Genomic DNA, 24404 nt, shown 5'->3' on the forward strand with positions numbered 1-24404 from the left:
TGTGGGAGCGAGCTTGCTCGCGATAGCGGTAGATCAGTCGCCACTGATCTTCAGCGTTGCTTCAACCGGTCAATCACCACCGCCAGCAACAGGATCGAACCACGGATGACGTACTGGTAGAAGGTGTCGATATTCTTCAGGTTCATCGCGTTCTCGATGATCGCGAGGATCAGTACACCGGCAATGACATGGCGAATCATGCCGATCCCGCCACTCAGCGAAACCCCACCCAATACACAGGCCGAGATCACCGTCAGCTCGAAGCCCTGGCCGATCATCGGCTGGCCCGAGGTCATGCGCGACGCCAGGATCACACCCGCCAGCGCGCCAATCACGCCATGCACGGCAAAGATGATGATCTTGGTGCGATCAACGTTCACCCCCGCCAGCAACGCCGCTTCCTGGTTGCCGCCGATGGCCATGGTGTTGCGCCCGTAGGTGGTGTAGTTCAACAACCAGCCGAAGAACAGGAAGCAGACGATGGTGATCAGGATCGGCACCGGCACGCCAAACAGCTGGCCGTTGCCGAACACGAAGAACGATTCCTGGGACACGCCGACCGCTTTACCGTTGGCGAAGATATACGCCAGGCCGCGAACGATCTGCATCGTCGCCAGCGTGGTGATTAACGCGTTGACCCGTAGTTTTGCAATGACGATGCCGTTGATCAGACCGACGATCAGGCCCATCACCAGCGCCGCGCTGACACCGAGGAACACGCTGTTGGTGTCGCGCATTACCACGGCAGCGACCACGCCGGCACAGGCAATCACCGAGCCCACCGACAGGTCGAAGTGCCCGGAAGCCAGGCAATAAAGCATGGTGCAGGCGGCAATGCCGGTGGTGGAAATCGCCAGGCCCAGGCCCCGCATGTTCAGCGGCGACAGGAAGTTGTCGATCATCAAGGTGCAGAGCACAAAGATGCCGATGGCCGCCAGCAGCATGACCCAGTCGTCGAGGAAGCGGCGCAGGTCGAGGGGCTTGCGTGCCGTTGGCAGTGCATTGTTTTGAATGGTCATGATTACCTCTCAGTTCGCCGCGTCGGCAACGCGTTGGCGCGGCAGCGCCAGTTGCAGCAGGTTGGATTCGTTGGCCTGGTCACGCGGCAGCTCGCCGCGCATGGCCCCTTCGCACAGCACCAGGATCCGGTCGGAAATGCCCATCACTTCCATCAGGTCGCTGGACACCACGATCACGGCGATGCCATCGGCCGCCAGGTTGTGGATGATCTGGTAGATCTCGGCCTTGGCACCGATGTCGATGCCCCGTGTCGGCTCGTCCAGCAGCAGGACCTTCATCGGCATCGACAGCCAACGCCCGAGGATCGCCTTCTGCTGGTTGCCACCGGACAGGTACATGATTTTCTGGCTGGCCGCCGGGGTCTTCACTTTCAGCGACTTGATCTGCTTGTCGGCATTGCCCCGCTCCCATTCGCCGCGCAGCAGGCAGCCGAGGGTCGAATGGGACGGACGCGCGCTGATGTTGATGTTCTCGCCGACACTGCCCAACGGAATGATGCCTTCCTTCTTGCGGTCCTCCGGGCAGAGCAGCACGCCAGCGGCGATGGCGTCCCGTGGCGAACGCAGTTTCAGTTCCTTGCCGTGCAGGACAAGACTGCCCTCGCTCTGGCGCTCCAGGCCACTGAGCAAGCGAAACAGCTCGGTACGACCGGCGCCGACCAGCCCGAAGAGGCCAAGGATTTCACCCTTGTGCACCTCGAAACTCACCGGCTCGCGCAGGCCCGGCCCCAGCAGCCCCTTCACCTGCAGCGCCACATCGCCACGCTCACGCGGACGGTAGTCATAGATGTCCTGGATATCACGACCGACCATGCAGGTGACGAGTTGATCATGGGTCAGCTCGCTCATGTTTTCGAAGGTCCGGACATAACGACCGTCCTTGAACACCGTCACCGCATTACAGATTCGAAAGACTTCTTCCATGCGGTGGCTGACGTACAACACCACTTTGCCCTCGTCCCGCAGGCGGGCGATGATCGCCATCAAACGGTCGATTTCCCGCGCCGAGAGGCTGCTGGTCGGTTCGTCGAAAGCAATGACGTGGGCGCCACGGGACAAGGCCTTGGCGATTTCCACCAACTGGCGCTGGCCGAGGGACAGGCGACCGACTTTTTCCTGCGGGTCGATTTCGTCCGCCAGGCCTTTGAGCAGCGCCAACGCCTGCTGGCGCAGCACACCGCGATTGACCAGGCCGAAACGCGCCGGCAAATGGCCAAGGAACAGGTTTTCGGCGACGGTCATTTCCGGCACCAGGTGCAGCTCCTGGTGAATCACCGCCACACCGCTGGCGATACTGTCGGCGGTGCCTTTGAACGCCATCGTCTGCTCACCGATCTGCAAGTCGCCGCTGCTCGGGATATAGGCGCCGCCAAGGATCTTGAGCAACGTGGACTTGCCCGCGCCGTTTTCACCCATCAAGGCATGAACCTGTCCTGGATGGGCGACGAAACTGATATTGGCCAGGGCCTGCACGCCGGGAAAGGTCTTGCCGATCCCGTTGAATCGCAAGATGCCGCCAGTGTTGTGTTGCCGTGTCGCTGTTTGCGCTTGCATAACCACCTCGAACTCACAGAGATCAAGCGGCCCGGTCACGCCTGTGACCAAGGCCGCTTTTGAATCAACCAGCCGTCAATTCCACAGGCCGATCTTTTCCAGTTCCTGCTTGAAGTTCTCCCGGGTGATCAGCGTCACCTCGTCCATGGCGGTGTACTTCGGCGGCTCCTTGCCGGTGGTGATCCACTCGTACATCATTTCGGCGGTCTTGTAGCCTTCGATGTGCGGGCTTGGCAGCATCGAACCGAAGAAGCCACTATTTGGTTTCTTCAGCTCGCCGATGGCGTCGGTGCCGTTGATGCCGATACCGATCACGTTGGCCGCCTTGAAGCCGGCTGCTTCGGTAGCGCGCACGCCACCCAGCACGGTGTTGTCATTCATGCCGCCGATGATCAGGTTTTTCGCGGCGCTAGGCAGCTTGACCAACGCCGAGTTGGTGGAGTCCATGCTGCCCGGCACGTCGAGGGTCTTCAGCGCTGTGAACAGGATATGGTCTTCCGGCATCCCGGCCTTCTTCAGGGCATCGACCGAACCGTCGGTGCGTTTCTTACCGGTGTCCAGCTCGTTGAAGGTGTTGATCACCGCGTAGGTGTCTTTCCAGTCCCAGTCGCGTTTTTTCGCTTCGGCAGCCATCGCGGCGCCTTGTTTCTGGCCAACCTCGAACGCGGCCATGCCCAGGTACGGCACGTCTTCCATGAATTTTCCGCTGGCGTCGACGAAACGGTCGTCCACGGCGATCACCTTGAGGTCGTTGAGCTTGGCCTTGGCCATGATGGCCGGGCCCAGGGACACGTCCGGCGGGCAGATCACAAAGCCCTTGGCACCGTTGGCGGCCAGGCTGTCGATAGCGGAGAGGGTTTTCTCGCCGTCAGGCACGGCGATCTTGATCAACTGGAAGCCTTTGTCCTTGGCCGCCTTCTCGGCGAATGCCCATTCGGTCTGGAACCAGGGCTCCTCGGCCTGCTTGACCAGGAAACCGATTTTCACCGCATCGGCCGCCAGCAGGTGGCTGCTGAGACTGAACGCGGTAACCGCCAGGGCGGCGCGACACAGGGAACGGATCCCACGACGATGTTTCATAGCTGACTCCTTGTTTTTTTTATTGAAAGCCAAACGTCCAGGGATCTGCTCCACGTTGGTGGAAATGCGCAGGCTGGCCGGTCAAATCGTGTTACTGCACAGCAAAGGTCTAAATAGTCATATCGTATGATGATTGGATTACAGGCGAAGTTTCCCACTGCAATCCAGAAATATTCAGTCGTGGTACATGACCGAACGTCCACCATCAATGGTGATGCATGAAGCGTTGATGAAAGGTGCTTCGTCACTGGCCAGAAACACCGCCGTCATTGCCACTTCGATCGGCTGGCCGATACGCCGTGGCGGGTGCAGATCCAGCGCACGCTGGCGTTCGGCCCGTGGATCGGTGAAGCCATTCCAGTAATCGATATTCAGCTGGGTCTCGATGTAGCCCGGCGCAATGGCATTCACCCGCACGCCTTGGGGGGCGTATTCGATGCCCAGGGCACGGGTCAGCCCGAGCAGGCCATGCTTGGCCACCGGGTAAGGGAAACAGCCGGGAATGATGTGGGACGAATGGGTCGACGCGATATTGATGATGCTGCCCACGCCCTGCTCGATCATCTGTGGCAATACGGCCTTGCAGCCATACCAGGCACCGTCCAGGTCGATGGCGAAGCAACGGCGCCAGTCTTCCTCGGTCATTTCCAGCGGATCGCGGAACACATTGACGCCAGCGCAGTTCACCAATACGTCGATGCGACCATGCAGTTCAACCGCTCGCCGGGCCATGGCGTGCAGGTCCTGCTGGCTTGAAACATCGACCTTGAGTGCTTGTACATCCCCACCGCGCCCACGCCAATGGGCGGCGACGGCCTCGACTTTTTCAGCCTGGATGTCGCTGATGACCAGCCGCGCCTGTTGGGAAGCAAACGCAGCAACGATTGCCTCGCCAATGCCCTGGGCAGCACCCGTCAGCAGCACGACCTTGCCTTTCAACCGTTCGCCCTGCGGCGGCTCCGGCACCGGTGGCAAGCAAAGCGCTTCAGCCATGAACCTGGGCTCCCGCGGCAAGACACGAGAAAAACCGGACACCCACGGGGGACCGGTCTAGAGACTGCATAACCGACAGTAGCTGGCGAACGCCGCTGGGGCGTTCGGGGGAAATTCGATGCATCGCTTCACCTGTTTTGTTTTTTTAAGTGTGAGTGCGTATTGCTGATGCAGCCGACTATAAACCCGACCGCCAAATAATCTCAATATATATATTTACATCCCATATTTTGGGATCTAGCCAGCAAACCTCGTACAAGCCACACCCGGAACGTCCACTCGCATCGACAGCACCGCACCGTCCAGCGGATGCCCAAGCGGACTTTGCGCACTGGTGATGTACAGCGTCCGCAGGTCGTCTCCACCGAATACACAACTGGTGGGACGGCTGACCGGTAACTCGATCACCCGATCGACGTGGCCGTCCGGATGCAGCCGCAGCAGGCAACTGCCATCCCAGCGAGCATTCCAGATGTAACCTTGCGCATCCATCGCCGAACCGTCCGGCCCGCCACGGGAATGGGGGCCGAACCAGACCTCCGCGGGCGCGAGTTTGCCGTCGGGGTAGATGAAGTGCCGATAGAGCGTGCCATCGAGGCTCTCACCGAAATACACCGTCGTGCCATCGGGGCTCCATAGCAGCGTGTTTGGAATGCCCAGCCCGCGCAGCAGGGGCATCACCCGGCCATCGCCGCCGACACGGAACAGGCCGCCGGAACGTCGCTCGATGGGCAGGTCCTCGCCCTCTTCTCCGATATTGTTTTGCATGGTGCCCAGCCAAAGCTGGCCCAGCGCATCACAGCGCGCTTCGTTGGCACGATTGCCGGGCTGGGGATCGGCCATGCACAGCAACTTCAGGCGCGGCTCCAGCCCAGGCGAATCCAGGTCCAGTCGATAGACGCCACTGCTCAATGTCACCAACGCATCGCCGCTCTGGGTCGGGATGAAGGCGGAAACGTGTTCGGGCATCTGCCAGATCTGTACATTGGCGCCGATCAGCCGCAGCGCCTGCTTGCCGGCGATATCTACCCAATACAGCGCCTGGGTCGGCTCGTCCCAGAACGGTCCCTCGCCCAGTTTCGCCCGATGTTCCGTCACAGCCGTCCAGTTCATTGCAACCTCCCGTTCCCGGCTCGCCCGGTATTGTCTGTTCGACCGGCCATGACGTCGGGGTAAAAGCGCTTGATGGCCAGGTCAGCGTTGTCGATCAGGGTCATGCAGGCCCAGACGCCGCGCGCCGCGTCGCGCTCGGCGATGGCTTCGGCGATATCCTTGTGGATCGGCAAGGTGCGCCGCAATTCGTCCGGATCGGCCGCCGACACCTCGAACGAGACCGCCAGCAACGCGCCCAGGGCCGGGACCATCTGCTCGATGAATTGATTGTGGCTGGCGGCGAGAATGCATTCGTGGAAAAACTGGTCGGCAAGGTTGTAATCGGCGCCGCTGTCCACCGCCCGCTCCAGCGCATGATAAGCCAGGCGGATCGCCTGCACCTGATCAGCCGTCGCCCGTTCGCAGGCCCAGCGCACCGCCATCGGTTCGATGGTGCGCCGCAGGTCCAGCAGGTCGTCGACGAAGTTTTCCGGCAGGCCGCTGCGTGACAGCCAGCCAACCACCTGCGGGTCGAACAGGTTCCAGCGGCGCACCGGCAGTACCCGCGTGCCGACTTTCGGGCCGACTTCCAACATGCCTTTGGCCACCAGCGTCTTGATTGCCTCACGGATCACCGTGCGGCTGACGCCCAGTTGCTCGCCCAGATCTGCCTCGACCTTGATGGTTTGCCCAGGCTTGACCTGGCCGGCGGCAATCCAGCCACCCAGCCAATCGACGGTCGACGCGTGAAAACTGCTGGACATGACTACCCCGTGGGCTTTTCTTATCAGGCGCCCACGCTAATCATCATATGATTGGGTGTCAATTTGAATTTTGCATAATCACTGTGGGAGCGGGCTTGCTCGCGAAAGCGGTGGGTCTGCATAAAAAGGTGTCGACTATGCTGCCGCTTTCGCGAGCAGGCTCGCTCCCACGCAGGATTCAGGGCTCAAGGCCGATGGGGAAAAACACGCCGCCGCTCCACACGCCCAGCCAGCGCTGACCATCGATCTCGCGACTCACCGCCAGCTCCACCAGTTGATAGAACACGTTGCGATGAATCAGCGCTTCGAGATTGCTGCGCACATGCACGTACGGCGCAGGCTCCTGGGTCCGGGGGTCGATGACCACCCGCATCGGATGATCGGGGCCGGCTTCGGTGGTTTCCTCGACATTGGTAGTAAAGCGCAACAACTGCCCCTCCCCCTCCCCCTCGACCTCAAGGGTCACGGCCACGAACGGGGCGTCGTCGACTTTGATGCCGACTTTTTCCACAGGGGTGATCAGGAAATAATCATCGCCGTCGCGGCGAATGATGGTGGAGAACAGCTTGACCATCGGCTTGCGCCCGATCGGCGTGCCCAGGTAATACCAGGTGCCATCACGGGCGATGCGCATGTCGATGTCGCCGCAGAAGTCGGGGTTCCACAAGTGGACCGGCGGCAGGCCTTTGGTCTTCGGGATCTGTCCCAGCAGGTCATTGGCTTTTTGCGGTCCGCTCATGGTGACTCCTTGAATTTTACTGGTCGCTTATCCCCAGCAAGGTGCGGGCATATTCACGCAGTGGGGCGGCGATCAAGTCTTCTGGCTGTTTGTCGTGCAACGTCAGTAAACCGCCACGACTTTTGATACGCGCAGTATCAATCAAATACTGGGTGCTGGTCTCGATCAACATGATCTGAATGACACCGGTATCGACACCCAGTCGATCCACGGCTTCTTCGTCCAGCCATTCGTCGGTGTTGCCGATGCGGTTGTCCGCCTTGGCGAACCGGGTATACAGCAAGTAATGAGCACCGGCGGCCCGCGCTTCGCCCATCGCCTGGTCGAGGCCTTCCGGGACCCGGGCGCGACGAACCATGGGGAAATACTCGATGAAACCGTTGAACGCTTCTTCAGCCACGACATTGGGCCGCGGATAAGCGCTGCCTGGCGGAGCAAAAGCACCCTGGGCAATGTAGATGAAGGAATCCGGCTGAATGCGCAGGTTGTTCACCCGACGGCTGTCGCTATGGTCCAGCAGGCCGGCGTCGCTCATGTGATAACGAACGCCCTCCCCCATGTCGCTGACATTCATGCAGCCACCCAGCGTCAAAACGGCCAGCAGCAAAAACAGGCTACGCATCCTATCCTCCAAAAACCGGTGACGGAAAACCGGCGAATGGCCATGGGATGCAGCTTTTGCGCCAGCTCGACAAATATCCGGTTTGGAATGTCTGTGGTAGGGGGAGCTTGCTCCGTCACCACAAAAAAGCCGCTGTTCAGCCGCCGATGATTTTCATGATCGTCGCACCACCGGAGAACGCCACTTCCTGCTTGTCCCCCAAGGCCTTGACCAACAGCCGCTGGAGCGCCGGCAATGCCTGGTGACGCGGTTTGTCCAACAGATCGCCAACGTAGTGACGGTTACTCGACGACAGGCAGCCATGCAACCAGCCCGTGGAAGACAGCCGCAGCCGCGAACAGGTGCGGCAGAACGGCACGCTTTCGTTGGCAATCACACCGAAATGCCCCAACCCCGGAATCTCGTAACGCACGGCCGTGGCATCGATCGGCGCATCGGCCTGCAGATATTCGTACTGGTCGCCAATCAGGCCCAGCAACTGCTGGAGGCTGACGAACTGTTGAAGGAACGCATTGGAGTCCTTGGCCAGGTGGCCCATGCGCATCAACTCGATGAAACGCAACTCATAACCACGCTCCAGGCAGTACTGGAGCAATGGCATCACCTGGTCCAGGTTCTGCCCGCGCAACGGCACCATGTTGACCTTGATCTTCATTCCCGCCGCCCGGGCCTGCTCCATGCCGTCCAGCACAGTCGCCAGGTCACCACCACGGGCAATGCTGCGAAACGCCACGGGGTCCAGGGTGTCGAGGGAGACGTTGATACGGCGGATACCGGCGTTGACCAGCAGCGGCAGCTTCTTTGCCAGCAGTTGACCATTGGTGGTCAGACTGATGTCCTGCAGCCCCATCTGCCCCACCGCCGTCATGAAGCTTTCCAGCTTGGGGCTGACCAGTGGCTCTCCACCGGTGATGCGCAACCGCTCGATGCCGGCGGCTTCGATCAGATAGGCCACGCCCCGCGCCATGGCCTCGGCCGACAGTTCATCCTGCGCAGCCACCAGCCGCTTGCCGTCTGGCACGCAGTAGGTACAGGCATAGTTGCAGGCTGAAGTCAGGCTGATCCGCAAATTGCGAAAACGCCTGCCTTGACGGTCAACGATCATGATGACTCCGGCGAAAGAAGAATCGGGCCCGCAAAACCTGACCTAAAAATCAGATTTCTGCAAGGCCCAAGCCTGAGTATATTCCTCGGGCAATGCGCCATGTAAGCAGACATGGCGCAATCAGACAGCTGAATGCCTCAACTGCTCGGGACGTCGGTGTCGCGCTTGCGCTTGTTGCCCATGCGCACGCCAATGTCCATCAGGAACTGGAAGAAGCCTTCCTGATCTTCAAGCACATTGCTCCAGAACGGCGAGTGATACAGCGCCACGGCGCCATGCACCAGCGCCCAGGCTGCGCAGTAATGGAAATACGGCGGCACATCTTCGAGCTTGCCTTCGCTGATCCGGCCCTTGATCAGCTGGGTCAGGCGTTCGAAGTTGGAAGCGCGGATCTTGTGCAGCTCCTCGACCATTTCCGGCACCTGGTTGCCCTTGACCACCTTCTCTTCCAGACGGTCGAACAAGCGGTAACGCTGCGGGTCGCGCATGCGGAACTCGAAATAGGCCCGGGAAAGCGCTTCCTTGTCCTTGTCCACATCGGCCGAATGCAACAACTCGTTCAAATCGCGCTCGTAATCGAGCATCAGCCGCAGGTAGATCTCGGCCTTGGATTTGAAATGTTTATAAATCGTGCCTTTGCCGATACCCACGGCATCCGCAATCATCTCGACGGTGACACTGTCTTCACCCTGGTCGAGGAACAACTTGAGCGCGGTGTCGAGAATTTCCTGCTCGCGGCGACGAAACTCACGGACCTTACGGGGTTCTTTGTGCATAAGAAAAAGGTCTGAAGGGTCAAAATTCGAAGCCGGGTATTATGCCTAAATTACGCAAAAATGCACGGATCATCCATTTTCGATCAGTGTTCTGCGGAAAACCGTGCAGTCCCGACTCCTCCGTTTACCTGGCACCCTACCGTACTGGCAAGTTAACAGGACAGTGAGAACCTATCCGAAGCGAGCGTATTCCAAATTTGTTTAAAAACCGCCGCAACCACACTGGACGCATCGCCACAGTGATCAATACTTGAACTGTCGGCGTGACATCTCCCCCAAGTGACGCGCCGATAAAGGTACCAACGGACCGAGTGCCTTTGTTTACTCCTAATGGTCTTAACCCGGATTCACCCCCCAGAACCCGGGTTTTTTTTGTCCGCGATTCAGAACCTCGGCGAACCGACATGCGCCAGGGGGAACAGGCGTTTGAAGTTTTCCGTGGTCTGCTGCGCGAACCGCTCATAGGATTCACCGCGCAACATGGCCAGGAACTCGGCGACCTCGCGTACATACTGAGGAAGGTTCGGCTTGCCGCGATAGGGTATCGGCGCCAGGTAGGGCGAATCGGTCTCCACCAGCAATCGATCGGCCGGCACTTTGCTGGCGACGTCGCGCAGGGCATCGGCATTGCGAAACGTGACAATTCCGGACAGGGAGATGTAGTAACCCATGTCCAGCGCAGCCTTGGCCATGTCCCAGTCCTCGGTGAAGCAATGCAGCACGCCTGCCTGGGGCAACGCCGCGTCGCGCAGCAGATCCAGGGTATCGGCGCGGGCACCGCGGGTGTGGATGATCACCGGCTTGCCAGTCTGACGAGCCGCTTCCAGGTGCAAGCGGAACGAAGCCTGCTGCACCTCGGCGGCCTCCGGCTCGTAGTGATAGTCGAGGCCAGTCTCGCCAATGGCCACCACCCGAGGATGGTCGAGCTCTTGCAGCAGCCAGTCCAGGGCCGGCGCGGCATCGGGCTGCACGTCCAGCGGGTGGATACCCACCGAACAATCGACATCCGCATAACGGTCGGCCAGGACCTTGACGTCGGCGGCGTTGTCGGCGCTGACGCCGATGCACAGGAAATGCCCGACGCCCCGTTGGCGCGCGGCATCCAGCGCGGCGTCCAGCGAACCACCATGGGCGGTAAGGTCGAGGCGATCAAGGTGACAATGGGAATCTACAAGCATATGGGGCCAGCTACATCGTATGGGTAGGACGGTCGGACTTGAGGGTTCCGGCCAGGTGGGTTTCGATCTGATTGCGGGCCGAGTTATCGCCTTCGTTGAACTGCACACCAACCCCGGCCGCCCGGTTGCCCTGGGCGCCTTTGGGGGTGAGCCAGATCACCTTGCCGGCGACCGGGATTTTCTCCGGTTCGTCCATCAGGCTCAACAGCATGAACACCTCGTCGCCCAGGCGATAATTCTTGTTGGTCGGGATAAACAGGCCGCCATTCCTGATGAAGGGCATGTAGGCGGCGTAGAGCACCGACTTGTCCTTGATGGTCAGGGACAGGATGCCATTGCGTGGCCCGGGGCTGACAGGTTCGTTCATGCTGATCTCCGCTGCAATTGAGCTGAGTTTAGTGTGCCTGTCAGTTACGACCAGGCAAACTTGCCCATTGCACCAACAGCGCCTCCAGCAACAGGACGCGATTGAGGTTGGCCTTGCTCAGCACCTTCTGGCGTTGGGCAAGGATCCAGTCCTGAATGTTCAGGATTTTGTCCTGGCTGCTTTTTTGCGCCAGGTACTGGATCACCTTGCGCATGTCCGCCAGTCCCAGCCCTGCCTCGTCCTCGGTGAGCTGATAACGCAGGATCAGGCTCGACCAGTCGCAGAACCAGTCAAACAGCAGCAGCAACGGAATGGCGTTCCAGCCCTCGGCCAGTTGCGTCGGCGACTGCTGTTGCTTGAGCAGCTTCTTGACGCCGTCCACGACCAGTGCCCGCTGCTCACGCACGCCCTGGGCCTGGAGGCTGACGGCCGCCAGTGGCGAACCGGCGGCCAGGGTCAGCAGCTCGACACGCTCCTCATCGCTGCTGTCAGGCAAGGCCTGGCCCAGCCACTGCAGGCTCATGGCCTCGCTGGGCAGCGGACAAGCCTGCTGCACGCAACGGCTCTTGATGGTCGGCAACAACCGACTCGGCTGGTGGCTGACCAACAGCAGGACGGTATTCCCGGAAGGCTCTTCGAGACTCTTGAGCAAGGCATTGGCAGCGTTGATGTTCATCGACTCCACCGGTTCGATCAACACGACCTTGCGCCCGCCCATCTGCGCGGTCTGGACAACGAAACTCACCAGGTCCCGGACCTGGTCGACCTTGATCGCCTTGTCCGCCTCTTCAGGCTCCAGCACGTAGTTGTCTGGATGGCTACCGGCCTTGAGCAGCAGGCAGGACTTGCATTCGCCGCAGGCGCCCGTGGCCACCGGGGCCTGGCACAACAGGCTCGCCATCAGGCGTTCGGCCAGGGCCCGCTTGCCGATCCCGGCCGGACCGTGCAGCAGGTAGGCATGGGCATGCTGGGCACGCCCGGCCAATTGCTGCCAGAGGCTGTCCTGCCACGGATAGGCTTCAGCCACGGGCACGCTCCAGTAGACGCGGCAGCAGACCATCCAGCGATTGCTGGACCTGTGCCAGCGGCTGGGCGGCGTCGATCAGCAGGTAACGCGCCGGATCAGCCTGGGCACGCTCCAGGAAGGCGTTGCGCACGGCGTTGAAGAAAGCCTGCCCTTCCAGCTCGAAGCGATCGAGCCGACCCCGGGCGCTGGCGCGGGCCAGACCGATATCCACCGGCAAGTCGAACACCAGGGTCAGGTCCGGCCGCAGGTCCGCCTGGACAAAGGTTTCCAATGCGGCGATACGCTCGAGGGACAAGCCTCGGCCGCCCCCCTGGTAGGCATAGGTCGAATCGGTGAAGCGATCACACAGCACCACCGCACCACGGGCCAGCGCCGGGCGGATCACCTCGGCCAGATGTTGCGCCCGGGCGGCGAAAACCAGCAACAGCTCGGTGTCGGGGTTCATGACCTCATCAAGGGGTGCCAGCAGCACCTCGCGAATCCGCTCGGCCAGCGGCGTGCCGCCCGGCTCACGGGTCAGCACCACCTCGATGCCTTCAGCCCGCAAACGTTCGGCGAGGTATTCGCGGTTGGTACTCTTGCCGGCGCCTTCGGGGCCTTCCAGGGTTATAAACAAGCCAGTCACGGGCGATCCTTAATCAGAGTCATTGCGGGTTCGGCGGCTCGCTGGCATTCGCTTCGGGGGCGGGTTGCGGCGCGGGCTCCTGGGGCGGCACCTGGGGCACGGCTTCAGGCGCCGTATCAGGTGAAGCGGCGGGAATCGGCGCCACATCGTCCGGCGCAACCGGGGCCGGGCTCGAACGATAATCGGCGCGGCGCTTGAGCTGGTATTCGCGCACCGCGTTGTTGTGCGTTTCCAGGTCATCGGAAAACACATGGCTGCCGTCGCCCCGGGCCACGAAATAAAGGCTGTTGCCGTCCGCCGGGTTCAACGCCGCATGAATCGCCTCGCGCCCGACCATCGCGATCGGCGTCGGCGGCAGCCCTGGAACCAGATAGGTGTTGTAGGGATTCGGTTCTTTCAGATGGGCACGGGTGAGCTTGCCGGTGTAGCGCTCCCCCAGGCCATAGATTACGGTGGGATCGGTCTGCAACAACATGCCCAGGCGCAAGCGGCGCACGAACACCCCGGCGATCTGGCCACGCTCCTGGGGCACGCCGGTCTCCTTCTCGATCAGGGAAGCCATGATCAATGCCTGGTAGGGCTGGGTGTAAGGCACGTCGGCGGCTCGTTGCGCCCACTCCTTGGCGAGCACCTCTTCCAGCCGCTCGTAGGCCTTCTTCAGCAGATCGGCATCCGACGTACCGCGCACGAACCGATAGGTATCCGGGAAGAACCGGCCTTCGGGAAATATCCCGGAATGACCAAGACGGTCCATCACCTGACTGTCGCTCAGGCCGGCGAGGGTCTGCTGGAGCTTCTCATCCTTGGTCAGCGCTGCGCGAACCTGACGGAAATTCCAGCCCTCCACCAGCGTGACGCTGTATTGCACCACGTCACCACGCTTCCAGACACCGATCAGGCCGTCCATCGTCATCCCCGGGACCATCCGGTATTCGCCGGAGTGCAGGGGTTGGCCGGCGAGGTTGAAGCGCCAGTACACCCGCAGCCAGAATGCATCCTTGATCAGGCCATCGGCTTCCAGGCGATTGAGCGTCCCGGTCGGCGTGGTGCCGCTGGGTACGTCAAGCAGTTCTTCCTGGGTGATGTTCAACGGCTGCTGCAGCGCCGAGTGAATTTTCCACGCCGAAGCGCCCAGCAACAGCCCTGCCAGAACCAGTCCGACTTCCAGCAGCAGCAAGAATTTACGTCTCACGAATCAAGCATCCAATAGCGCACGGGCAAGGGTCTGCAGTTTACGGGTGAGCGGGCCAACCGACCAGCATGCCGAACCGCATCCGCGTACCGGCCACACGCCATAAACGCTGTTGCAGACAAAGACCTCGTCGGCCTGGTGCAGCTGTTCGAGGCGGATATCGGTGACCTGAGTAGCGATGCCATCAGACTCGGCTTGAAACAATAATTGCCCGCGCATCACCCCGGCGACACCACAACGGCTCAGATCCGCCGTGATCAGCGCTCCGTCGCGCACCATGAACAGATTGCTGAACACGCCTTCGATCACCCGCCCGGACATATCCAGCATCAAGCCTTCGGCATGCTCGGTGTCGCTCCACTCGGCGCGGGCCAGCACTTGTTCAAGGCGATTGAGGTGTTTGAGGCTGGCGAGCAACGGTTGCTCGGACAGGCGTGTAGTGCAAGGAAACAGCTGGACGCCTTGCTCGGCATGGGCCAGCGGATAGGCCGCCGGCGGGCTGCCCTGCAAGATGCGGCAGGCCTGGGCTGAAGGATTGGCGGCATAGCCCCGCAGACTGTCGCCACGGGTCACGATCAGTTTCAGAACGCCATCGCCAAGCTGCTGCGCATAGGCTCGCAGTTCAGCGTTCAATACCGCCCCATCGACACTGATTGCCAACCGTCGGCATCCCAACGCGAGGCGTTGCAGATGCCCCTCAAGCAGAACGAGCTTACCGTCCCGCACGGCGATGGTTTCGAACAACCCATCACCGTAGGCCAGGCCGCGATCTTTCAGCGACAGAGCGTCAGCCGGCTGACCGTCGACCCAGCTTTCCATCAACCGGCGAACCGGCGAAACACCAGCGAGCCGTTGGTCCCGCCGAAGCCGAAGGAATTGGACAACACGACGTCGATGTCCATGCTGCGGGCGGTATGTGGCACGAAGTCGAGGTCGCAGCCCTCGTCCGGCTCATCAAGGTTGATGGTCGGCGGCGCCACCTGGCTGTTGATCGCCAGTACGCTGAAGATCGCTTCCACCGCACCTGCCGCGCCCAACAGGTGGCCGGTCATCGATTTGGTCGAGCTGACAGCCAGTTTGTAGGCGTGGTCGCCAAACACCGTCTTGATGGCCTGGGCTTCGGCCAGATCGCCGGCCGGGGTCGACGTACCATGGGCGTTGATGTACTGCACCTGCCCTGGATTGAGCTTGGCGTCGCGCAAGGCATTGGTGATGCAACGGGCCGCACCGGCGCCATCGGCCGGTGGCGACGTCATGTGGAACGCATCGCCGCTGGTACCGAAGCCGATCAGTTCGGCATAGATGGTCGCGCCACGAGCCTTGGCGTGCTCAAGTTCTTCGAGCACCAGCGCACCGGCACCGTCCGACAGTACGAAACCATCGCGGCCCTTGTCCCACGGGCGGCTAGCCCGGTCCGGCTCATCGTTGCGGGTCGACAGCGCACGGGACGCGCCGAAACCGCCCATGCCGAGGCCGCAGGCGGCCATTTCGGCGCCACCGGCAATCATCACGTCAGCTTCGTCGTACATGATGTTGCGCGCGGCCATGCCGATGCAGTGCGTGCCCGTGGTGCAGGCAGTAGCGATGGCGTAGTTGGGTCCCTGTGCACCAAGGTGGATGGACAGGAAACCGGAAATCATATTGATGATCGAGCCCGGCACGAAAAACGGCGAAATACGCCGCGGCCCGGAATCATGCAGCGTACGGCTGGTTTCTTCGATATTGGTCAAGCCGCCAATACCCGAACCCATGGCCACGCCGATGCGCTCACGGTTGGCGTCGGTGACTTCCAGCCCGGCATTGCGCACCGCCTGGAAACCGGCTGCCAGGCCGTATTGAATGAACAGGTCAAGCTTGCGGGCTTCCTTGACCGACAGGTATTCCTCGACATTGAAACCCTTTACCGAGCCGCCAAAACGGGTGGAATAGGCAGAAAGGTCGGTGTGTTCGATCAGACCAATGCCACTACGGCCAGCCAGAATGCCCTGCCAGCTGCTCGGCACATCCGTGCCCAGTGGCGACAACATACCCATACCGGTGACTACGACGCGTCTACGCGACACAGCACTCTCCTTTTTCAAATGACGACTTTGCATCAGGCCTAAAGAAAAAACCGCACGCCGAAATGGCAGTGCGGTTTTTCCATGACAGCTAGCGACGACTGAATACGATTACGCCTGGTGGCTGGTAACGTAGTCGATAGCAGCTTGTACAGTAGTGATCTTTTCAGCTTCTTCGTCAGGAATCTCGGTCTCGAATTCCTCTTCCAGAGCCATCACCAGCTCAACGGTGTCAAGGGAGTCGGCACCCAGGTCTTCGACGAAGGAAGCGGTGTTCACAACTTCTTCTTCTTTAACGCCCAGTTGCTCGGCAACGATTTTCTTGACGCGCTCTTCGATGGTGCTCATACCTTGTTTTCACTCCTAATGGACAAATTCAGGCAGCTGGCCGGTGGGTAAGTGTATAGAAAGACTTTTCGGTTTTTCAACCGAAAGCTTCACTCCTCGAACCCTGGGGCCCGCCGCCTATAAATAGATTGCAGCTTTATAACGGATTTTAGACAGCTCGTATGACATTTTTTTGAAGCAATCCGTCACATTTAACTCATGTACATCCCGCCGTTTACCGGGATTGTAGCCCCAGTCACGTATGCCGCACCGTCCGAAGCAAGAAAAGCGACCACGGACGCGATTTCTTGAGCTTGCCCCAGACGGCCCAGCGGAATCTGTGTCAACAAAGCTTCACGCTGTGCTTCCGGCAGTTCGCGGGTCATGTCGGTGTCGATGAAACCCGGTGCAACCGAGTTTACCGTAATCGAGCGCGAACCGACTTCCCGTGCCAGCGCACGGCTGAAACCTTCCAGGCCGGCTTTAGCCGCAGCATAGTTTACTTGGCCAGCGTTGCCCATGGCACCCACAACCGAGCCGATACTGATAATTCGGCCCCAACGGGCCTTGGTCATGCCACGCAGAACGCCCTTGGACAGCCGATACAGGCTGTTCAAGTTGGTATCGACCACATCGAACCATTCGTCATCTTTCATGCGCATCATCAGGTTATCGCGAGTGATGCCGGCATTATTGACCAGGATCGCCGGAGCGCCGAACTGCTCCTGGATGCTTGCCAGAACCGCCGCAACAGATTCGTCGCTGGTGACATTCAGCTCAAGGCCGGTGCCTTGGATGCCGTTTTCCTTCAAGGTCGCGGCGATACGCTCGGCGCCTGAAGCGGAAGTCGCGGTGCCAATGACAATGGCGCCTTGGCGACCCAATTCCAGTGCGATAGCCTGGCCGATGCCGCGGCTTGCACCGGTCACCAGTGCAACTTTACCTTGCAGACTCATGCAAGCTTCTCCTGTTCAGGCTTGCGCTGCACGAGCGGCAGCGAAAGCGTCTGGGGTGTTGAGATTGGAAGTCGACACGCCTTCGGCGCAGCGTTTGTTCAGCCCTGCCAGCACCTTGCCAGGGCCGCACTCGACCAGTTCGGTCGCGCCCTTGGCTGCCAGGGTCTGTACCGATTCGACCCAGCGAACCGGCTTGTAGAGTTGTTCCAGCAGATCGCGCTTGAGGGTCTCGAGATCCGGCGCCACGTTGGCGCTGACATTCTGAACCACGGGAATCTGCGGCGCCTGCCAGTCGATGGCGGCGATGGATTCGGCAAACCGCTCGGCGGCCGGGCGCATCAGCTCGCAGTGCGACGGAACGCTGACCGGCAAGGGCATCGCGCGCTTGGCGCCACGGGCCTTGCAACCTTCGATCGCGCGCTCGACAGCCGCCTTGGCGCCGGCAATGACCACTTGGCCCGGCGAGTTGAAATTCACCGCGCTGACCACATCGCCTTGCGCCGCTTCGGCACAGGCTGCCAACACATCGGCGTCTTCCAGACCGAGGATAGCGGCCATGCCACCCTGCCCGGCCGGAACCGCTTCCTGCATCAACTGGCCACGCCGTTCCACCAGCTTGACCGCGTCGCCAAGGCTCAGGCTGCCAGCCGCCACCAGGGCGCTGTACTCACCCAGGCTGTGACCGGCGACAAACGCCGGACGCGCGCCGCCTTCAGCCAGCCACAAGCGCCACAGCGCAATGGAGGCGGTCAGGATCGCGGGTTGGGTCTTGTCGGTCTGGTTAAGTTGCTCTTCCGGCCCTTGCTGGGTCAGTGCCCACAAGTCGTAGCCGAGTGCATCGGATGCTTCTTTGAATGTTTCCAGGATCAACGGGTATTGCGCGCCCAGCTCGGCCAGCATGCCGAGGGACTGCGAGCCCTGTCCTGGAAAGACGAATGCGAGGGAAGCAGACATGAAAACAAAGCCCCTAATGATCTTGTCGTCAAAAATTGACGCCCCTGGGGGCGCTAGGAAACTGACAGTTGGATGGCGGGTTGAACCGACCGGTCACATTTAAGCATTGTCGGACGAAAACGCCTAAGTTAACAAATCTTCAAGACGGCCATGCAGGCGCTCAGGCAGGTTTTCCTCGATTTCAATCACCGCCCGGTTGATTGCACTCTGAAAGCCCTGCACCCCAGCCGAACCATGACTCTTGATCACGATGCCCTGCAGCCCGAGAAAACTCGCACCATTGTGCCGCGCCGGGGCCAGATCCGCCTGCAGACGACGCATCAGCGGCAATGCCAGCGCACCCACCGCCCTGGAAGCCAGGTTCTGCTTGAACAGGGCCTCGATGCGGCCGCCAATCATGGTCGCCAGGCCTTCGCTGGACTTGAGCAGGATATTGCCGACAAAACCGTCGCATACCACCACGTCAGCCTCGCCGCGATATAGCCCGTCACCCTCGACAAAACCGATGTAATTGATGCCCCGGGCGCTTTGCAACAATGTGGCCGCGAGCTTGACCTGCTGATTACCCTTGATGTCTTCGGTGCCGATATTCAGCAGTGCCACGCGAGGGCGAGCGATGCCGAGGGTTTCAGCCGCGACCGAGCCCATCACCGCGAACTGCAGCAAATGCTCGGCGCTGCAGTCGACATTGGCGCCCAGGTCCAATAGCTGGCAGAAACCGCGCTGGGTCGGGATCGCCGCGACCATGGCGGGCCGATCGATCCCCGGCAGGGTTTTCAGCACGTAGCGGGACAGCGCCATCAACGCCCCGGTATTACCCGCACTGACACACGCCTGGACCTTGTCGTCGCGCAACAGCTCCAACGCCACGCGCATCGAGGCGTCGGGCTTGCCGCGCAGAGCCTGGGCAGGCTTCTCGTCCATGGCGATGACTTCGGACGCCGGGGTAATCGTCAGGCGCGCGCGATCCGCAGCGGGATAGCCACTGAGCAATTCTTCCAGGAGGGAGGGTTGACCGACGAGGGTCAGGTGCAGCGAGGGCGTAGCATTCAGGCAAGCGAGGCTGGCCTGGACAATGCTGCGGGGACCGAAGTCCCCGCCCATTGCGTCAATTGCGATGACTTGAGCGGACAAGTGATTACTCGTCGGCGCCCTTGTCGATCACTTTACGGCCACGGTATACGCCTTCTGGCGATACGTGGTGACGCAGGTGAACTTCACCGGTGGTTTTTTCTACAGACAGGGTGCTAGCCTCGAGAGCGTCGTGCGAACGGCGCATGTCACGGGCAGAGCGGGATTTTTTGTTCTGCTGAACAGCCATAATTGATTAACTCCTAAACGTTTGGGTCACGCTTTAACTGCGCCAATACACTGAACGGGTTGGACCGCGTTACCTCGTCCTCGCTCGGTTCGGGCTCATCTGCTCCCGCCGGCTGCTGGCATTCTTCCGGATGATGAGCAGGCACAATGGGCAAGGCGAGCAGAAGCTCCTCCTCGATCAGTGACTGCAGATCCAATGGATCTTCGCCCAGTTCCAGCACGTCATAACCTTTCGGCAACGACTGGGTATTCGCACCCTCCTTCACCACGGCGTAACTGCATTCGCTGTGGATCGGCAGGGTGACCAGCTCAAGACAACGCTGGCAAACCATTTTGACTTCAGTGTCGATAAAGCTGTGGATCACCACAGATTTACGTTCATCTCGTTCAAAAACGAATTTGGCCTGGACCGTACCGACATCGTCGGAAAGCGGGTCGCAGAGTCTCTTCAAATCGGCCAGCAGCAATTCACCTTGAAGGGTGGTGCCACGGTCAGCCAATTTGCGCGGGTCAACGTGAGGTGGAATCGGGTCATTCAACATAGGCGCAGCATTATAGGGATGCACCGGGCCATGTCAAAGGAAATTCAGCCCTGTCCGTCACTTGCACGCCTCGCTAGAATCCTCTCCTGCCTCCTGGAGACGCCAATGCTGCCTTTATTACTTGCCTCAAGCTCGGTCTACCGTCGGGAACTGCTTGCCCGCCTGGGGCTGCCGTTCGTCTGCGACTCACCGGACATCGACGAAAGCCATCGCGCCGGCGAGGCCGCGCTCGAACTGGTGAAACGCCTGGCCCGGGAAAAAGCCTTCGCCCTGGCGGACCGTTACCCGGCACACCTGATCATTGGCTCGGACCAGGTCGCCGTGCTCGGCGAGCGCATCCTGGGCAAGCCCCACACCTTCGAGAACGCCCGCGAGCAACTGCTGGCCGCCAGCGGGACCAAGGTAACCTTCCTGACCGGCCTGGCACTACTCAACAGCCAGACCGGCGCCTGCCAGGTCGATTGCGTTCCGTTTACCGTAACCATGCGGACATTGGATCAGGCTCGCGTGGAGCGCTATCTGCGCACCGAGCAACCGTACGACTGCGCCGGCAGCTTCAAGGCCGAAGGCCTGGGCGTGAGCCTGTTCCAGCGCACCGAAGGGCCGGACGCCACCAGCCTGGTCGGCCTGCCGCTGATTCGTCTTGTGGATATGTTGCTAGTTGAGGGTGTGGAGGTTCCCTGAAACCCCAGACAACCCATTTGTGGCGAGGGGTTTATCCCCGCTGGGCTGCGGAGCAGCCCCCTCAATCGATCTGATGCACCGAGGCGTCAACCTTCAGGGTCGCTCCGCGCCCCAACGGGGATAAATCCCCTCGCCACAGGGGCCCCGCCAACCAGAGCGCAAGAAGCCTAGCGCAACGCCGGGCCCTGGAAGCCCATCCACATCGCCAGATGCTCGGCGATGCTTGCGCCTAGCTTCTTCGAGAAGCGGTCAAACGGCGATTCTTCGATGGTGAAGTCCACCAGGTCCTTCTGACCGATCACATCCCGAGCCACCGAACTGGCGCTGCCCAGGCCATCGATCAGGCCCAGCGGCAAAGCCTGCTCCCCGGACCAGACCAACCCGGAAAACAATTCCGGATGCTCCTTGTCCTTCAAGCGCTCGCCACGGCCTTTCTTGACGCTGGCAATGAATTGCTTGTGAGTCGTGTCGAGTACGCCCTGCCAGAACGCGGTTTCTTCAGGCTTTTGTGGCTGGAACGGATCAAGGAACGACTTATGCTCGCCGGAGGTATAGACCCGCCGCTCCACACCGAGCTTCTCCATGGTCCCGACAAAACCATAACCGGCCGCCGTCACGCCAATGGAGCCGACCAGGCTGGCCTTGTCGGCATAGATCTGGTCCGCAGCGCTGGCAATGTAATAGGCACCCGACGCGCCGAGATCGGCGATGACTGCATAGACCTTGGTGTTCGGGTGAAGCGCGCGCAACCGGACGATCTCGTCGTAGACGTAACCCGACTGCACCGGACTGCCGCCCGGGCTGTTGATGCGCAGCACCACGCCCTTGACCTTCGGATCTTCGAAGGCAGCCCGCAGACTGCCGACGATGTTATCCGCACTGGCTGGCTCCTTGTCGGCGATCACACCTTCAATGTCGATCAACGCGGTATACGCCGAACCACTGACCGCACCTTTTTCGATGCTCATCAACGGCGTGAACAGCAACAGCGCAGCAAAAAGATAAACGAAGGTCAACAACTTGAAGAAGATCCCCCAGCGACGCGACCGACGCTGCTCTTGCACACCGGCCAACAGAGTCTTTTCCAACAGCTTCCAGCTTTTTCCATCACCGCTCTCGGCATCTGCCTTGGCCGGTGCTTTCCATTCATCGGTCATGCATGCATCCCCATCAAAACGTCAACCGGCACGCTGGCTCAGCCACGCGTGCAATTCGGGAAAATGGTCAATCGCCAGGCACGGTTCAAACGCCCGGAGTGCCTCGATCGTCTGCGCGCCATAACTGACAGCGACAGAGCCCATGCCGGCATTACGCGCCATCTGCAGGTCGAAAGACGAATCCCCGACCATCAGCGCCTGCTCGGGCCGCACATTACAGTGGGCCAGGATCTGCTCAAGCATCAGCGGATGCGGCTTGCTGGCGGTTTCGTCGGCGGCGCGGGTGATGTCGAAATAATCGTCCCAGCCATGGGACTTCAGCACCCGATCCAGCCCGCGTCGAGCCTTGCCGGTCGCGACAGCCAGGTGATAGCCCTCGTCCCGCAGGGTCTGGAGCGTGTCCGCCACGCCGTCGAACAGCGGCGAAGGCTCGGCCTCCAGCGCGATGTAGTGGTCGGCATAATGCTGGCGAAAAACGCTCAACTCATCATCAGCGATTTCCGGGTACAGGCTGCGAATCGCTTCCGGCAGCCCAAGACCGATAATGCCCTTCACCGCAAAATCATCCCGCCGAGCAAAACCCGTACGGTCCGACGCGACGTGCATCGACTCGACAATCCGACCGATGGAGTTCGCCAGAGTGCCGTCCCAATCGAATATCAGCAGCTTGTAGTCAGGATGCACTCAACCGCTCCACGGTCTTGGCCCACATGTCATCCACGGGGGCCTGCAATTTCAGCTCGCCGCCGTCCGGCAACGGCACGGTCAGCATGTAGGCATGGAGGAACAGGCGCTTGCCGCCCAGGTCACGGATTTCCTTGCTGAAGTCATCGTCCCCGTACTTGCTGTCACCGGCAATGCAATGCCCGGCATGCAGGGTGTGGACGCGGATCTGGTGGGTCCGCCCGGTGACCGGCTTGGCCTCGACCATGGTGGCGAAGTCGCCGAAACGGCGCAGCACCTTGAACACGGTCAGCGCTTCCTTGCCTTCTTCGTTGACTTCTACCATGCGCTCGCCGGAGCGCAGGTTGCTCTTGAGCAGCGGCGCGCGGACCTGCTTGACGGATGTATCCCAACGACCGCGCACAAGCGCCATGTAGCGCTTGTCGACGCCATCGCCGCGCAACTGTTCGTGCAGATGGCGCAACATGCTGCGTTTCTTGGCAATCATCAACAGCCCGGAGGTGTCCCGATCCAGACGATGGACCAGCTCCAGCTCCTTGGCATCGGGACGCAGCTGACGGAAGGCTTCGATCACGCCGAAATTCAGGCCGCTGCCGCCGTGGACCGCGATGCCCGCGGGCTTGTTGACCACGATCAGCGCCTTGTCTTCGAAGACGATGGCGGCTTCCAGGCGTTGCAACAAGCCTTGTGCCAGTGGCACCGGCTCATCGCGCTCGGGCACGCGAACCGGCGGCACGCGCACGACGTCGCCCGCCTGGAGCTTGTATTCGGGCTTGATCCGACCTTTGTTCACCCGCACTTCGCCTTTGCGCAAAATGCGATAGATCAAGGTCTTGGGCACGCCTTTGAGCCGGGCAAGCAGGAAGTTATCAATTCGTTGGCCGGCATATTCCGGCGAGACCTCAAGCAGTTGAACGCCTGGGGTCGAAGGGGCAGTAGTTGTCATGGCGGCGATGATAACAATTTTTTATGGAATTGAAGCACTTAATCATTGCTGCTATAGTCGCGAACGCCGCCAAAAGTGGCTGGACAGCGGACCAGCGGTCAAAAACCGGCCCTGACCAACGCAATTCACGAGGACGAGAGGCCGTCCTACGGGGCTTTTGCTACGTAACGGTAGAGTTCGCAGGTGTAACGAGCGCAGGTGACATGAGGCCTGAAATACGCCGCAAAGCAGAGTCTTGACTCGCCTTGCGCGCCACATTCACGGCCAGTTCACAAAGTGCAGTCGCCCGCAGACGACCCCGAGCGAGAGCTTCGGAAACAACGCCTAAATGAGCCATGATGCGTGACCTCCCCTTCCGGAGCTCACGGTAAATGCCAACCCGCTGCGGATTCTGCGCGCGGCAGCACCCGAATTATCAGGGATACGTGTAGGGTGGAGATGTACAACCGTCGGACTGTGTAGCACTAGGCTTATATTTAGACGCTTCATCTCGTCCACAGGCGCCGGTTGATTCCTCCTCCTGACTGAGTGCTTGAGTACCAGCAAGCAGGACGCGTCCGTCGCGACTTCGCCATCATTGGGTCGAACTCGCTGGACACTGGAATGGCCCCGCCATCGCCAGGACGCACCTGACACCGACC

General features: G+C 60.6%; 27 protein-coding genes. 1 reads left to right on the forward strand and 26 read right to left on the reverse strand.

Going from position 1 to position 24404, the window contains the following annotated elements; translation table 11 throughout:
• Positions 1-50 precede the first annotated feature (50 nt).
• From araH to J3P84_RS19190, 23 genes are all read right to left on the reverse strand, one after another.
• Positions 51-1019, reverse strand: coding sequence for an L-arabinose ABC transporter permease AraH (araH, locus tag J3P84_RS19080; RefSeq protein ID WP_305496039.1), 969 nt, complete (start codon positions 1017-1019; stop codon positions 51-53).
• A 9-nt stretch (positions 1020-1028) separates the two neighbouring features.
• Positions 1029-2573 (reverse strand): L-arabinose ABC transporter ATP-binding protein AraG, encoded by a 1545-nt coding sequence (gene araG / locus J3P84_RS19085; RefSeq protein ID WP_434625145.1) that lies wholly within the window; start codon positions 2571-2573, stop codon positions 1029-1031.
• A 75-nt stretch (positions 2574-2648) separates the two neighbouring features.
• Positions 2649-3653 (reverse strand): substrate-binding domain-containing protein, encoded by a 1005-nt coding sequence (locus tag J3P84_RS19090; protein WP_434625147.1) that lies wholly within the window; start codon positions 3651-3653, stop codon positions 2649-2651.
• Between the two features lie 174 nt (positions 3654-3827).
• Positions 3828-4646, reverse strand: a complete 819-nt coding sequence (locus J3P84_RS19095) for an SDR family oxidoreductase (RefSeq protein WP_434625149.1) — start codon at positions 4644-4646, stop codon at positions 3828-3830.
• A gap of 237 nt (positions 4647-4883) precedes the next feature.
• The gene (locus J3P84_RS19100) at positions 4884-5759 is read right to left on the reverse strand and encodes an SMP-30/gluconolactonase/LRE family protein (RefSeq protein ID WP_434569345.1); all 876 of its coding nucleotides are present in this window, start codon (positions 5757-5759) and stop codon (positions 4884-4886) included.
• Positions 5756-6502 carry a FadR/GntR family transcriptional regulator gene (locus tag J3P84_RS19105; RefSeq protein WP_305496044.1) on the reverse strand — a complete coding sequence of 249 codons (747 nt, stop codon included), beginning with the start codon at positions 6500-6502 and terminating at the stop codon, positions 5756-5758. Before J3P84_RS19105 ends, J3P84_RS19100 begins: the two co-directional genes overlap by 4 nt.
• Before the next feature lie 178 nt (positions 6503-6680).
• Positions 6681-7241 carry a DUF1285 domain-containing protein gene (locus tag J3P84_RS19110; protein WP_434625151.1) on the reverse strand — a complete coding sequence of 187 codons (561 nt, stop codon included), beginning with the start codon at positions 7239-7241 and terminating at the stop codon, positions 6681-6683.
• Positions 7242-7257: 16 nt separating this feature from the next.
• Entirely contained in the window at positions 7258-7863 is a 606-nt protein-coding gene (locus tag J3P84_RS19115; protein WP_434569347.1) for a DUF4823 domain-containing protein, read from the reverse strand.
• Between the two features lie 136 nt (positions 7864-7999).
• Complete coding sequence (locus J3P84_RS19120; RefSeq protein ID WP_305496047.1) at positions 8000-8968, reverse strand: GTP 3',8-cyclase MoaA; 969 nt, start codon at positions 8966-8968, stop codon at positions 8000-8002.
• A gap of 137 nt (positions 8969-9105) precedes the next feature.
• Positions 9106-9744: a TetR/AcrR family transcriptional regulator gene (locus J3P84_RS19125; RefSeq protein WP_109754377.1), complete on the reverse strand. Its 639-nt coding sequence runs from the start codon at positions 9742-9744 to the stop codon at positions 9106-9108.
• A gap of 383 nt (positions 9745-10127) precedes the next feature.
• A complete protein-coding gene (locus tag J3P84_RS19130) occupies positions 10128-10922 on the reverse strand; it encodes a TatD family hydrolase (protein ID WP_434625154.1) in 795 nt (264 codons plus the stop codon).
• Between the two features lie 10 nt (positions 10923-10932).
• Complete coding sequence (locus tag J3P84_RS19135) at positions 10933-11289, reverse strand: PilZ domain-containing protein (RefSeq protein ID WP_305496049.1); 357 nt, start codon at positions 11287-11289, stop codon at positions 10933-10935.
• A gap of 40 nt (positions 11290-11329) precedes the next feature.
• A complete protein-coding gene (locus tag J3P84_RS19140) occupies positions 11330-12316 on the reverse strand; it encodes a DNA polymerase III subunit delta' (protein WP_434625156.1) in 987 nt (328 codons plus the stop codon).
• The gene (gene tmk / locus J3P84_RS19145; RefSeq protein WP_434625158.1) at positions 12309-12941 is read right to left on the reverse strand and encodes a dTMP kinase; all 633 of its coding nucleotides are present in this window, start codon (positions 12939-12941) and stop codon (positions 12309-12311) included. The genes J3P84_RS19140 and tmk overlap by 8 nt, the downstream gene beginning before the upstream one ends.
• Before the next feature lie 19 nt (positions 12942-12960).
• On the reverse strand, positions 12961-14133 hold the full coding sequence (mltG, locus tag J3P84_RS19150; protein ID WP_434625160.1) for an endolytic transglycosylase MltG: 1173 nt from the start codon (positions 14131-14133) through the stop codon (positions 12961-12963).
• Positions 14134-14136: 3 nt separating this feature from the next.
• On the reverse strand, positions 14137-14952 hold the full coding sequence (gene pabC, locus J3P84_RS19155; RefSeq protein WP_434625162.1) for an aminodeoxychorismate lyase: 816 nt from the start codon (positions 14950-14952) through the stop codon (positions 14137-14139).
• The gene (fabF, locus tag J3P84_RS19160) at positions 14952-16196 is read right to left on the reverse strand and encodes a beta-ketoacyl-ACP synthase II (RefSeq protein ID WP_305496054.1); all 1245 of its coding nucleotides are present in this window, start codon (positions 16194-16196) and stop codon (positions 14952-14954) included. The genes pabC and fabF overlap by 1 nt, the downstream gene beginning before the upstream one ends.
• A 108-nt stretch (positions 16197-16304) precedes the next feature.
• Complete coding sequence (gene acpP / locus J3P84_RS19165) at positions 16305-16541, reverse strand: acyl carrier protein (RefSeq protein WP_003175607.1); 237 nt, start codon at positions 16539-16541, stop codon at positions 16305-16307.
• Positions 16542-16732: 191 nt separating this feature from the next.
• A complete protein-coding gene (gene fabG / locus J3P84_RS19170) occupies positions 16733-17476 on the reverse strand; it encodes a 3-oxoacyl-ACP reductase FabG (protein WP_018613558.1) in 744 nt (247 codons plus the stop codon).
• Between the two features lie 15 nt (positions 17477-17491).
• Positions 17492-18430, reverse strand: a complete 939-nt coding sequence (fabD, locus tag J3P84_RS19175) for an ACP S-malonyltransferase (protein ID WP_434625165.1) — start codon at positions 18428-18430, stop codon at positions 17492-17494.
• Positions 18431-18553: 123 nt separating this feature from the next.
• Positions 18554-19564, reverse strand: coding sequence for a phosphate acyltransferase PlsX (gene plsX / locus J3P84_RS19180; protein WP_434625167.1), 1011 nt, complete (start codon positions 19562-19564; stop codon positions 18554-18556).
• Between the two features lie 4 nt (positions 19565-19568).
• Positions 19569-19751, reverse strand: a complete 183-nt coding sequence (gene rpmF / locus J3P84_RS19185; RefSeq protein ID WP_003179396.1) for a 50S ribosomal protein L32 — start codon at positions 19749-19751, stop codon at positions 19569-19571.
• A 13-nt stretch (positions 19752-19764) separates the two neighbouring features.
• On the reverse strand, positions 19765-20292 hold the full coding sequence (locus tag J3P84_RS19190) for a YceD family protein (protein ID WP_003204262.1): 528 nt from the start codon (positions 20290-20292) through the stop codon (positions 19765-19767).
• Positions 20293-20397: 105 nt separating this feature from the next.
• Between J3P84_RS19190 and J3P84_RS19195 the strand changes: the two genes are divergently transcribed.
• Complete coding sequence (locus J3P84_RS19195; protein ID WP_434625169.1) at positions 20398-20976, forward strand: Maf family protein; 579 nt, start codon at positions 20398-20400, stop codon at positions 20974-20976.
• A gap of 167 nt (positions 20977-21143) precedes the next feature.
• Here J3P84_RS19195 and J3P84_RS19200 read toward each other — a convergent pair whose 3' ends face one another.
• Genes J3P84_RS19200 through rluC form a run of 3 tightly spaced genes read right to left on the reverse strand, consistent with a single transcriptional unit; the run spans position 21144 to position 23763 of the window.
• On the reverse strand, positions 21144-22133 hold the full coding sequence (locus J3P84_RS19200; protein WP_434625171.1) for a S49 family peptidase: 990 nt from the start codon (positions 22131-22133) through the stop codon (positions 21144-21146).
• 21 nt (positions 22134-22154) lie between these two features.
• Positions 22155-22817, reverse strand: coding sequence for an HAD-IIIA family hydrolase (locus tag J3P84_RS19205; RefSeq protein ID WP_434625173.1), 663 nt, complete (start codon positions 22815-22817; stop codon positions 22155-22157).
• On the reverse strand, positions 22807-23763 hold the full coding sequence (gene rluC, locus J3P84_RS19210) for a 23S rRNA pseudouridine(955/2504/2580) synthase RluC (protein WP_434625175.1): 957 nt from the start codon (positions 23761-23763) through the stop codon (positions 22807-22809). The genes J3P84_RS19205 and rluC overlap by 11 nt, the downstream gene beginning before the upstream one ends.
• Positions 23764-24404 lie beyond the last annotated feature (641 nt).

The sequence above is a fragment of the Pseudomonas sp. Z1-29 genome (assembly GCF_051131995.1).
Taxonomy (GTDB): domain Bacteria; phylum Pseudomonadota; class Gammaproteobacteria; order Pseudomonadales; family Pseudomonadaceae; genus Aquipseudomonas.